Origin of the sequence: Sciscionella sediminilitoris (assembly GCF_000737195.2) — a bacterium.
Lineage (GTDB): Bacteria > Actinomycetota > Actinomycetes > Mycobacteriales > Pseudonocardiaceae > Sciscionella > Sciscionella sediminilitoris.
This window is the reverse complement of record NZ_JALM01000034.1, coordinates 20166-32908: the sequence shown is the minus strand read 5'-3', so window position 1 is coordinate 32908 and position 12743 is coordinate 20166. Positions and strand designations below refer to the sequence as shown.

The following is a 12743-nucleotide window of genomic DNA, read 5'->3' as shown; positions in this document are numbered from 1 at the left end:
TCTGGCCGGTCTCAGGCGTGGGAGTAGCTGTGGAAACCCTTGCCGCTCTTGCGACCGTGCAGTCCCGCCGCGGTCATCTGTTTGAGCAGCGGGCAGGGCCGGTACTTGCTGTCGTTGAATTCCTCATAGAGCACCTCGACGCTGTAGAGGATCGTGTCGACGCCGATCAGGTCCGCGGTCTCCAGCGGACCCATGGGGTGCCCGAAACACTCGCGGAACACCTCGTCGACGGTGGCCGCGTCGGCGACCCCCTCGTGCACGAGGAACGCGGCCTCGTTGACGGTCAGCATGAGCACCCGATTGGACACGAACCCGGACGCGTCGTTGACCGGGATGGGTTTCTTGCCCATGGACTCCAGCAGCTCCCGCACGGTGTCCTTCGTGGCCTCGCTGGTGTGGTATCCGGGGATGAACTCGCAGGCGGATTTCATCGGGACCGGGTTCATGAAATGCACCCCCAGTACCCTGTCCGGGCGGCCGGTGCATGCGGCGAGCTTGGTGATCGGGATGGCCGAGGTGTTGACCACGAACACGGTGTCGTCCTTGCATGCCGCGTCGAGCCGCGGGTACAGCCGTGCCTTGAGATCCCAGTTCTCGGTGATGTTCTCGATCACCACCGCGGATTCGGCCAGTGCCTCCAGCTTTGTACCCGTGCTGATCCGGGCGAGCACCGCGTCGGCATCCAGTTCCGGCCCGCCGAGCATCCGGCTCATCCGGCACTCCAGCTCGATGCGGTCCAGGGCAGCGGAGACCGTGGCCCCGTCGACATCCACGAGCGTGACCTCGTGCCCGCTGGTCGCCAGGTTCTGCGCGACCCCGGTGCCCATCACCCCGGCACCGACCACTCCGACCTTTGTCATCGTTCCTCCTTGGCTGCGTTGCTCCCGGCGGCATTGCTCTCGACGGCATCGCTCATCGTCAGGTCCAGCACACCGTCCAGCCGCCCGTACTCGGTCCGCACCGCCTCGGTCCCGCCGGGGTGCTCCGCCGCGAACACCACCGTCGCCCCGAGCTCCGCACCGAGCCGGGTGGCCAGATCGCGGGCCGTTCGGTCCACCGGCCCGTCCACCAGGTAGACCGGCTGCGGGCGCGCCGCGTCCGCTTCGCGGGCGCCGAGGGCGACCTCGGTCGCGGACCGGGCCGCCGTCGGCTCGATCCAGTACCGCTCACCGCCGAACACGTAGCCCGGCACCGTGGTCTTCCGCGGTTTTCGCCCCTCGTGGTACGCGCGCCAGTCGAGCTCCACCCCGGACAGCCAGCACCGGCCGAGCGCCCCGGCAAGCACTTCGGTGTCCGGGCGGGGATCGGCCTCGCCGGGCAGGGTCGGCACGAGCAGCCGCCAGGACTGCTGCGGAAAAGCCGGATGACCGCGGAACATGGCCCCGAGCGACTGGCCCGCGCCGAGTTCCAGCAACACGGTGTCAGGCAGGGCACTGGCCGAATGCTCGATCATCGCCGCGAACTGCACCGGACGACACATGTGCTCGGCCCAGTAGCCCGGATCGCGGAGCTGCTTCCCGGTGATCGGCGCCCCGGTGAGGTTGGACAGGTACGGCACATCCGGTTCCTGTGGGTTCAGGTGCTGCCGCGCCCACGCGGTCAGTTCGGCCGCCACCGGGCGCAGGGTGCGCGAATGGAAGGCGTGCGTGGTACGCAGCGGACGCGCGGGGACACCGTGTTCGGCGAGCGCCTCGGTCAGCCCGGTCATCCCCTCGACCGTGCCGGAGACCACCACCAGCTGGGGGCCGTTGACCGCGGCGAGGTCCACCCCGAACGCCGCCGGATCACCCACCAGCGCGGTCAGCTCGGCCGCACCGAGCGGGACCGCGGACATTGCCCCGCGCGGCAGTTTCTCGATCAGCCGGGAGCGGAACGCGACGAGCTCGGTCGCCTCCTCCAGGGTCAGCGCGCCCGCGAGCGCCGCGGCCGCGAACTCGCCGACGCTGTACCCGGCCAGTACCGAGGGCTCGATTCCCCAGGCGCGCAGCAGCCTGCCGAGCGCGTAGCCGAGGGTGAACACGGCGGGCTGGGTGAGGGACGGACCGGCCTCCTCGGTATCGGCGGCGCGGCCGAGCAGCCGGGCGAGCTCGCCGCCGCCGTCCGACCGGGGCCCGCGCAGGCTCTCCGTCGGATCGCTGCCGAGCTGTCCGGTGAACAGGGCGGCGCACTCGTCGACCGCGGCTTTGAATTCCGGCTCGCTCTCGTAGAGGCCACCGGCCATACCGCGGTACTGCTCACCGACCCCGGGCAGCAGAAACCCGGCCTGGCGGGGAAAACTCCCGGCCTCGGCGAGGATCCTGGAGTCCTTTCCGGCAGCGGACTCGGTGAAGACCTCGGCCGCGTCCTCGAGCGAGGACACCACGGCCATCCGCCGGTGCGCGAACGCTTTGCGCCCGGTCTGCAGCGTGTACGCCACATCGGCGAGATCCGTCCAGTTCTCCCGATCGGCGGCGAGTCGTGCGCTCGCGGCCTCGGCGGCCTCGGCGGTCCGCGCCGACCAGACGAGCAGCTGGTGCGGGCGCGCCGCGGGACGCGGTTCCGGATCCGGCTCCGGGGCCTCCTCGAGCACCACGTGCGCATCGGTTCCGCCGAACCCGTTGGCGCTCACCCCGGCCAGCCGCGGGCGCTGCCCGCGCGGCCACGCGGTGCGTTCCCGCGGTACGACAAGTTTGTCCCCGCTGTGCGCGAACTGCGGATTCGGGCGTTCGAAGTTGATCGCGGGCGGCAGTTCCTCGTGGTACAGCGCGAGTGCGGCCTTGATCAGCCGGGCGATACCACCGGCCTGGTTGATGTGCCCGAGATTCGCGTCGATCGAGCCGAGCGTGACCTGCTCGACGTCCTCGACGTCGAAGATCCGCTGCAGCGCGGCGATCTCGGCCACATCGCCGAACGGAGTCCCCAGCGTGGACACTTCCACGTGGTCGATATCGCAGGGTTCGACATCCGCGGCGGCCATGGCCTCCGCGACGACGGCTGCCTGACCGGGAACGCCGGGGCGGTTGAACGACTGGCGGCCCTGCCTTCCCTCGTGGTGGATGGCCCAGCCGCGGATCACGGCGTAGACACGGTCCCCCTCGGCCTGCACGTCCTCCAACCGCCGCAACACGATCGCGCCGAGACCGTTACCGGGTACCTTGCCGGTGGCCTCGGCGTCCAGGATCCGGTTCACCCCGTCCGGAGCGAACCGGCTGTCCGCGCGGTAGAGATAGCCCGGTTCCTGGGGCACCACAACGGATACCGCGCCTGCGACGGCGAGATCGGATTCGCCGGTGAGCAGGCTGGAGCACGCCTGGGCGACCACGCTCAGCCCGGTCGAGCTGCAGCTCTGCACACTCACCGAGGGCCCGGTGAAATCGAGCGCGAACGACAGGCGCGAGGCGAGCAGATCCTTCTCGTTCTGCAGGATCAGCTGGTCCGGCCCCACGGTCAGCACCGTGCCGTCGTTCTGCAGCAGGTTCGACATCAGGTAGGTGCTCGGCGCGCCACCGGTGAACACCGCGGCCAGGCCATCGACCCCGTCCGGATCGATTCCCGCGTCCTCGAGCGCGTGCCACGCGCATTCCAGGAACAGCCGGTGCTGTGGGTCGAGCAGTTCGGCATCGGCCCGGTCGTAACCGAAGAAGTCCGCGTCGAAGCGGTCGATGTCGGGCAGCATCCCGGCCGCGGCGACGAACGCGGGATCGTCGGCCAGTTCCGCGGAAACCCCCGCCTCGAGCAATTCCTCGCGGGTCATCCGGGTGATGCCGTCCCGCCCGGCGCGCAGCTCGGCCCAGAACTTGTCCAGGGTGGGCGCACCGGGGAAATTCCCGGCCATGCCGACGATCGCGATGTCGTCGGCGGTGTCCCGTGGTTGCATGGCCATCGCGCGGTTCACCTTCCGGTCCGGCTCGGTCGTTTGCGGAGATTCGCGGCACGGGCGCGGCGGCGCTGCCCGCGTGCGGAGACGTCCTCGGTCACCCCGCCGGGCTCCGCGGGCGCCTCGGCGGACTGCGGCTCGCCGAGCAGGGTGACGAACTCGGCGATGGTCGGCTTCTCGAACAGGCTGGCCGGGGCAAGGTCGACACCGAACTCCTTGGCCACCCTGCCGATCAGCACGAGCCCGATCAGCGAGGTGCCGCCGAGGTCGAAGAACGGATCGTGCACCCCGACCTGTTCCAGGCCCAGGCATTCGCACCAGGCCGCGGCGACCCGTTCCTCCACTGGGGTGCGCGGGGCGAGGAACGCGGTGCGCAGTTCCGGGCGCGGGTACCGCTGTCCGGACGGCACCCCGGTCTCGGCACCACCGACCAGCGCGTCCACCGAGCCCATCCGGCCCAGCGCGCCGAGCACCTCGGTCAGCGGCAGGGGCAGCACGGTCACCTGTGGCTCACCCGAGGCGAGGATCCTGGTCAGCAGCTCGGTGCCTTCCTCGGCTCCGATGCCGAACTCCTCCCGGAACCGGCGCGCACCGTCCTGCAGCTCGGCCGATCCGGACAGCCCGGAGTTGGTCCAGGCATCCAGCTGCCACGGTCCCCACGCCACCGAGACCACCCGTTCGGCGGCGGTGCCGAGCGCGTTCTCCACCGCGGCGAACCCGTCGAGGAAGGCATTGGCCGCGGAGTAGTCCGTCTCGCCGACGCCGACGGTGAGGGTGACCGTGGAGGAGTACAGCACCAGCACCTCGACCGGTTCCGCGCGCAGTGCCTCGGCAAGGGCCAGGGTGCCGTCGATTTTCGGGGCCAGCACCGCGGCCGCCTGCTCTCGGGTCTTGTTCTGCAGCAGACCGCCCCCGGCGATACCGGCCGCGTGCACCACACCGTCCAGTGCGCCGAAGTGACCGCGCACCTCGGCCAGCAACGCCTTCGCCTCGCCGGGCATGCTCACATCGGCCCGCACCGTCAGTACCTCGGCACCGAGCGCGCGCAGATCCCGGATCGCCAGCAGCACCGAGCTGGTCCGGTCGTCCACTCCGTGCGCGCTGATCCAGTCGTCCCAGCTGTCCTCCGGTGGCAGCGTGCTGCGACCGGCGAGTGCGAGATTCACCCCGAGCGGGGCGAGCCGCCGCGCGAGCGCCAGGCCGAGCACCCCGAGCCCGCCGGTGATCAGATACGTGCCACCGGGTTTCCACGCCTGCTCCGCGGTGGCCTCCGGCAGCTCCACGACATCGAAATCCCGTAGCCAGCGACGGCCACCGCGCCAGGCGGCAACCGCGACGCCGTCCACCGTGTCCGAGGTGGATACCGGCGAGGCCGCGAGCAGATCGAGTTCGCTCAGCGCCTGGCCCGCGAGGTCCCCGGTTTCGGCGAGATCGGCGTACTGCGCGCGGACCAGCGGGTACTCCGCGGCGATCGCGTCACCGGCCGCGGCCAGTGTCGGGCTGAACGGATCGGTGGCGTCCGCACCGAGCACGTCGAAACCACAGCGGCCCAGTGTCAGCAGCTCGACGCGGCGCGCGGAACACTCGGCACCGATCGCCTGGCCGAGCCACATCAGGCTGTAGAAACCGGATTCCCGGTCGCTCGCGGTCAGCCCGTGCGCGTGCACCACCCGCAGCGGCCCCTCCCCGCCCGCGGCGGCCAACACCCGGCGGTAAGCGTCCACATCGGACGGATCCGCACCGGCCAGGGTGACCTGATGCCCCGCTTCCCTGGCTTGGCTGATGAACTCCTCGGCGAACGGGCCCGGCTCGGCGAACAGCAGCAGCTCCCCCGGTTCGGCGGGGATCCGCCGGGTGTTGTCCCTGCGCCAGGTCGGGACATGGGTGACCAGCCCGTCGCGCACCGGTGCCGGTTCCGCCGCGGTCTCGTTCCCGCTCATCTGGGACATGGACCAGCTGCTGCCCCGCGATTCGACCTCGGGCCAGTAGCGGGTGCGCTGGAACCGGTAGGACGGCAGCCGGACGAACTGGCGTCCCGGTCCGGCCCCGGCACTCCAGTCGATCCGCACGCCCAGTTCCCACAGCCTGCCGAGCGCGGTGAGCCAGCACCGCCGGTCGTCCCCCGGCGCGGGATCGGCGAGCAGGGACACCACCGGAGTCCGCGGCGCGCACTGGGCGGCGGTTTCCGCCCCGGCGGCACCGAGCCCGGCCTCGACGAGGATCTCGGCGTAGTCGGTGGCGGCCCGCAGCCCGTCGGTGAACCGGTCGGCCGATCCGGCCCAGTGCCCCGGGTCCGTGGCCTCGGCCGCGGTGAGCTGCTTGCCGGTGCGCGCGGAGATCACCGGGATCCCAGGCGTCTCGGCGGCCGGAATCGCCGTGCCCAGCGCGAGTTCGAGTCCCTCGGCGAGGCCGAACAGCCCGCCGGCCACAGCCGCGACGCACTCCCCGGTGCCACGGCCGAGCAGCACTGCGGGCTCCAGGCCCCAGGCGGTCAGCAACCGCCAATAGGCGTATTCGACGGCGAACACCACGGCGCGCTCATCGGCCTCGGCAGTCCCGGCCAGGGCGGCGAGCAGATCGACCACACCATCCGCATCGGCCCGCTCGGCCAGCACGGCGGCGCACTCCTCGATGGCGGCGCGGAAGGCGGGTTCGGTGCCGTAGAGCTCGTCGGTGACCTGCGACCAGGGCCGCACGGTCCCGGGAAGCACCAGCCCGAAGCGCCGGCGTTCGGTGCTCACCGTTTCCTCGGTGTCCGCGCCGTCCCGCAGACCGCGCAGCGCCGTGACGGCCTCGGCGGCGTCGCGTACCACCACCGCCCTGCGCCGGGGCAGCGCGCTGCGCCCTGCCTGGGTGGTGAAGGCGACGTCGGCGAATTCGAGATCCCGTTCCGCATCCAGGTGTTCGGCCAGCGCCTCGGCATTGGCGCGCAGCCCGGCCGCGCAGTGGCCGGAAACGGTCAGCAGCTGCCAGTTCGGGCCCGGCCGGGGCGCCGCTGCGGGCGCGGCCGCGTCGAGTACGAAGTGGACATTCGTCCCGGACCAGCCGAAGGAACTGACCCCCGCCCGCCGCAGTCCGTCGGTGTTGACCGGGAACGGCAGCACACCGGGTACCGGACGGACGGTGCCCTCCGGTGTGACGACCGAATTCGGCTCGGTCAGGTTCAGGTTGCCGGGCAGCGTCGAGTGTTCCAGCGCGAGCACGGTCTTGATCAGGCCCGCCATGCCCGCGGCCGCGAGGGTGTGCCCGACGTTCGTCTTGACCGCCCCGACATACAGCGGATCCGGTGCGGTGCGCTCGGCGAAGATCTCCTTGAGCGCGGTGAACTCGATGGCATCTCCCAGCTGGGTACCGGAGCCGTGCGCCTCGACGTAACCGATCTCGTCGGGCCGTGCCCCCGCATCGGCGAGGGCCGCGCGGATGACGGCGTGCTGCGCGGCCCGGTTCGGAGCGGTGAGACCGTTGCTGCGGCCGTCCTGGTTGGTCGCGGTACCCCGGATGACCGCGCGCGCCCGCCCGGCCGGGCCGATCTCGCCGGCGCGGCGCAGCACCACGACCCCGCCGCCCTCGCCGATCACGTAGCCGTCGGCCGACTCGTCGAAGGTCTTCGTACGGCCGTCGGCGGCGAGCATGCTCATCTTGCAGGACTGGATGAACACGTCCGGGTTGATCATCGCCGAGGTGGCCCCGACGATCGCGATATCGCACTCGCCGCGGCGCAGACTCTGCACCGCGAGATGCGCCGCGCTCAGTGCCGAGGAACAGGCCGTGTCCACGGTCAGGCAAGGTCCGCGCAGATCCAGCAGGTGCGCGATCCGGCCCGCCGCGGCGGACAGCGAACTCCCGAGGCCGAAGTAGGGATCATCGGCCGCGCCGACCCCGTCGGCCTCCAGCTGGCGCATGCTGTACTGCATGGTGTCGATCAGGCCCGCGAACACCCCGGTGCGGCTGCCGCGCAGCTCCTCCGCGGTCAGTCCGGCATCCTCGATCCCTTCCCAGACCAGTTCCATCAGCAGCCGGAAGGACGGGTCGAGGCGGCGCGCCTCCTGCGGTGCGAGGCCGAAGAACGAGGCATCCCAGCCGTCGAGTTCGGAGACGAACGCTCCCTGCTGGGTATAGGCCTTGCCCGCGGCGGTGCGGTCCGGGTCGTAGTAGTCGGCGGCACGCCAGCGCTCCGGTGGAACCTCGCGCACCAGATCCCGGCCCTCCACGAGGTTCGTCCAGAACTGCTCGGGTGTGTCGCTGCCACCGGCGAACCGGCAGGAGAGCCCGGCGACGGCGATGTCGAGGCCCGCGGAACCGGGTTCGGTCACGGTCGCGCCGGTCTCCGCCGCGGCCGCGGGCCCCAGCTCGGTCAGCAGCTGCGCGGCGAGCGCGGCGGGAGTGGCGTGGTCGAACACCATCGTCGGCGGCAGCGCGAGGCCCGTCTCGGTGTTGATCCGGCCGCGCAGTTCGATCGCGGTCAGCGAGTCGATGCCGAGTTTGGTGAACTGCTGCCCGGCCGGGACACCCTCGGCGTGCCCCAGCACGGCCGCGGTGTGCGTGCGAACCAGCTCGGTGAGGACACGTTCCCGCTCGGCCTCCGGCATTCCGGCGAGGCTGGCGCGCCAGGCTGCTGCGATCTCGGTCCCCTCCTGCGCGCGAGCGGCTTCGGCCTCCGCGATCGCACGGACCTCGGGTAGTTCGGCGAGCAGCGGGCTCGGCCGCAGCGCGGCGAACGGCGGCGCGAACTTGTCCCAGCTCAGTTCGGCGACGGTGAGCGCTATCGTGTCCCGGTCGAGCGCGTTGCCCAGGGCCGCCAGCCCGGTCTCCGGTGCCATCGCGGGCACCCCGAGGCCGCTCAACAGCTCGTCCAGTTCGGCGCCCATACCCATGCCGACCTCGCCCCAGCGCCCCCAGGCGATCGAGGTCGCGGGCAGGCCCGTGGCCCGGCGCCGTTGCGCGACCGCCTCCAGGTAGGCGTTCGCCGCCCCGTAGGCGCTCTGCACGGCGTTGCCGATGGATGCGGCGATCGAGGAGAACAGCACGAACGCGTCGAGTTCGAGGTCCGCGGTCAGTTCGTCGAGATTGCGCGTACCGGCGACCTTGGGACGCAGGACATCCGCGTAGCGCTTACGGTCCATGGACTCGACGAGGCCGAGATCGAGCACACCGGCCAGGTGGAACACCGCGCGCAGGTCTGCCCGGATCGGGTGCAGCACCGCGTCGAGAGCTTCCCGGTCGGCGACATCGCAGGCGAGCACGCTCACCCGAGCGCCGAGTTCGGCGATCAGTTCCGCCGCGCCCGGCGCCGCGGCCCCCTGCCGGGACACCAGCACCACCCGTTCGGCGCCGTGCTCCACCAGCCACCGCGCCAGAATTCCGCCCAGGCCACCGGTTCCACCGGTCACGAGCACCGTGCCGCGCGGCCGCCACGACCGCACCCGCTCGGCGGGTTCGGCGTGCGCGAGACGGCGGCCGAACGCTCCGGTGGCCCGGATCGCGACCTGATCCTCGGCGCGCGGACCGGTGAGCACCCCGCGCAGCAGGGCGACGGCGGACTCGCTCGCCTGAGCGGGAACATCGACCAGACCGCCCCACCCCTGCGGGTTCTCCAGCGCGGCTGCGCGGCCGAATCCCCACAGCTGGGCCTGTTCCGGTGCCTCCGGCGCGTCGTCCCCGGCCGCGCACACCGCTCCCCTCGTCACCGTCCACAGTGGACCTTGGGGTTCACGCGCGGACAGCTCCCTGACCAGTTCCATGCTTGCCTCGGCGCCGAACGAGAGCCCATCGGTCTCGGTCTGGTCGAGCGCGAGCAGTGAGACAATGCCGTCGTAGGGTTCGCCATCGGCCAGTTCGTCCAGGGACAGCTGATCGGGGCGGTCGAGCACCAGGCGACGCACCTCGGCTCCGGAGAGTGCCTGGAGCGTCGCCGCCGTCCAGGGGTGCTCCTCGGTGGCCCTGGAACTGACCAGCAGCCAGCGGCCACTGGCGGCGGTGTTCGCGGGCGTGCACGGCTGCCAGCGGATCTCGTAGCCGAGCGTGTCCGCCTCGGCCGCCACCGAACGGGCGCGCCGGTACCGGGTCAGCGCGGGCAGCACCGTACCGAGCGGGGCCGCGCTGTCGGAGAGGTTGAGCTCGGCGGCGAACTCGCCAACATCGCCTGCTTCGACGACCGACCAGAACCGGCTGTCCTCGGTTCCGCCGAGTACCCGGTCCGCGCCCGGGTCCTCGAGCCAGAACCGCTTGCGCTGGAAGGGATAGCTCGGCAGGGCCACGGTGCGGGCCCCGCTGCCCGCCAGGTACTCCGCCCAGTCCACCGCGACCCCGTTGCTGTGCACCATGCCGAGCGCGGCGAGCAGGGTCTGCGCCTCGTCCCGGTCCTTGCGCTGGCTCGCCGCGAACACCGCGTCATCGGGGCGCACCGACCGGCCCATCGGGGTCAGCGCCGCATCGGGCCCCAGTTCGAGAAACACCCTCGCACCGTTCGCGTGCAGGGTCTCGACGGCGTCGGCGAACCGGACGGTGCCCCGGACGTGCTCGGCCCAGTAATCGGGATCGGTGAGCCGATCGGCGAAGGCGCCGGTCAGCGTGGAGACGATCGGGATCGAGGGCTCGTGGTAGGTCAGTGTCCTCGCCACCGCGGTGAACTCGGCGAGCATCGGTTCCATCAGCGCCGAGTGGAAGGCGTGCGAGACCGTCAGCCGGGTCGAGCGGCGGTCCGGGAACCGCGCGGCCACCGCGAGGGTTGCTTCCTCCCTCCCGGAGAGCACCACCGCCCGCGGGCCGTTGACCGCCGCCAGCGCCACCTCCCCGGACAGGTGCTCCCGGACCTCGTCCTCGCTCGCTTCCAGGGCGATCATCGCGCCGCCCGGCGGCAGCGCCTGCATCAGCCGGCCGCGGGCGAGCACCAGCCTCGCCGCGTCCTCCAGGGAGAACACCCCGGCCACATGCGCGGCGGCGAGTTCCCCGACCGAGTGCCCCGCCAGGAAATCCGGGCGCACCCCCCACGCCGCGAGCAGCCGGTAGAGCGCCACCTCGAAGGCGAACAGCGCGGGCTGGGCGAATTCGGTGCGCTCGATCAGACCGGGATCCGTGCCGAAGGCCACCTCGCGGACCCCGGGCAGATGAGCGCACGCTTTGTCGAAAGCCTCGGCGAACACCGGGAAGCACTCGTAGAGCCGCTGGCCCATTCCGAGCCGCTGCGCCCCCTGCCCGGTGAACAGCGCCGCGAGCCGCCCGCCGGTGTCGTTGCCGGTCACGGTGCCCGCACCGCCATCGGCGAGCGCACGCAGCCCGGCGGCCAGCTCCTGCCGATCGGCCCCGGTGACCACCGCCCGATGGTCCAGCACCGTTCTCGTGGCCACGAGCGAATGCGCCACGTCGACCGGTTCGGCCGCCGATTCGTCCACTGTGGACAGCAACGCGGCCGCCTGGGCCCGGAGCGCGGACGCCGAGGCACCGGAGAGCGGATACGGGATCACCGGGGGCGCGAGGATCGTCCGCTCCGGTGCGGCTTCCTCGGCCGCCTGTTCGAGGACGACGTGCGCGTTGGTTCCGCTGATGCCGAACGCCGAGACCCCGGATCGGCGCGGCCGCCCCGTTTCCGGCCACGGCCGGGATTCGGTGAGCAGCTCCACCGCGCCACTCGTCCAGTCCACGTGCGAGGACGGTTCCCCGGCGTGCAGCGTCGCGGGAAGCACACCGTGCCGCATCGCCTCGACGGCCTTGACGATGCCCGCGATACCGGCCGCCGCCTGCGCGTGACCGATGTTGGACTTCACCGAACCCAGCCACAGCGGCGTTTCCCGCTCCCGGCCGTAGGTGGCCAGCAGGGCCTGGGCCTCGATCGGGTCCCCGAGCGCGGTCCCCGTCCCGTGCGCCTCCACCATGTCCACGCCCGCCGCATCGACCCCGGCATCGGCCAGCGCCGCCCGGATGACGCGCTGCTGCGCGGGCCCGTTCGGGGCGGTGAGCCCGCTGGAGGGCCCGTCCGAGTTGACCGCGCTCCCCCGGATCACGGCCAGCACCGGATGACCGTTGCGCCGGGCATCGGAAAGCCGTTCCAGTACCAGCATTCCGGCGCCCTCGGCCCAGTTGGTGCCATCGGCGGCCGCCGCGAAGGGCTTGCACCGCCCGTCCGGGGCCAGCCCGCGCTGCCGGGAGAACTCGACGAACGCTCCGGGGGTCGCCATCACCGTCACCCCGCCCGCCAGCGCCAGCGTGCATTCCCCGCTGCGCAGCGAACGAGCCGCCAGGTGCAGCGCGACAAGGGCGGAGGAACACGCCGTGTCCACCGAAACCGAAGGCCCCTCCAGACCGAGCACATAGGACACCCGGCCGGACACCACCGAACCGGAGGTGCCGATGCCGAGATAGCCCTCGTGTTCCTCGGGAAGTGTGCTCAGCCGCGAGGCGTAGTCGGTGAAGCCCACCCCGGCGAACACACCTGTGGCACTGCCCTTGAGCGAGTCCGGGGCGATCCCGGCCAATTCCACGGCCTCCCAGGCGGTCTCCAACAGCAGCCGCTGCTGCGGGTCCGTCGCCTCCGCTTCCCGCGGTGAGATGCCGAACAGTTCGTTGTCGAACTCGGCGGCGTCGTGCAGGAAACCGCCCTCGCGGACGTAGCTGGTTCCGGACTTCGACGCGTCCTTGTCGTGGATGGCCTCGATGTCCCAGCCGCGGTCGGTCGGCCAGGGCGAGATCGCGTCGACACCCTCGGCGACCACATCCCAGAGCTGCCCCGCGGTGCGGACGCCACCGGGGAACCGGCAGCTCATCGCGGTGATCGCGATAGGCTCACGCTCCCGTTTTCGCACGTCCGCGAGTTCGCGGCGAGTTTCACGCAGGTCGGCCGCCATCCGCTTGAGGTAGTCGACGTACTGCTCTTCCGAAGGCATGGGTCATG

General features: G+C 71.7%; 3 protein-coding genes. All 3 read right to left on the bottom strand.

The window, feature by feature from the left end; translation table 11 throughout:
- Positions 1 to 11 precede the first annotated feature (11 nt).
- From AD72_RS15320 to AD72_RS15310, 3 genes are read right to left on the bottom strand one after another with little or no spacing between them, the layout of a single operon-like run.
- A complete protein-coding gene (locus AD72_RS15320) occupies positions 12 to 860 on the bottom strand; it encodes a 3-hydroxyacyl-CoA dehydrogenase family protein (protein WP_031467184.1) in 849 nt (282 codons plus the stop codon).
- Positions 857 to 3862 carry a type I polyketide synthase gene (locus tag AD72_RS15315; protein ID WP_031467183.1) on the bottom strand — a complete coding sequence of 1002 codons (3006 nt, stop codon included), beginning with the start codon at positions 3860 to 3862 and terminating at the stop codon, positions 857 to 859. Before AD72_RS15315 ends, AD72_RS15320 begins: the two co-directional genes overlap by 4 nt.
- A gap of 8 nt (positions 3863 to 3870) precedes the next feature.
- Complete coding sequence (locus AD72_RS15310) at positions 3871 to 12735, bottom strand: type I polyketide synthase (RefSeq protein WP_031467182.1); 8865 nt, start codon at positions 12733 to 12735, stop codon at positions 3871 to 3873.
- Between the last annotated feature and the right edge of the window lie 8 nt (positions 12736 to 12743).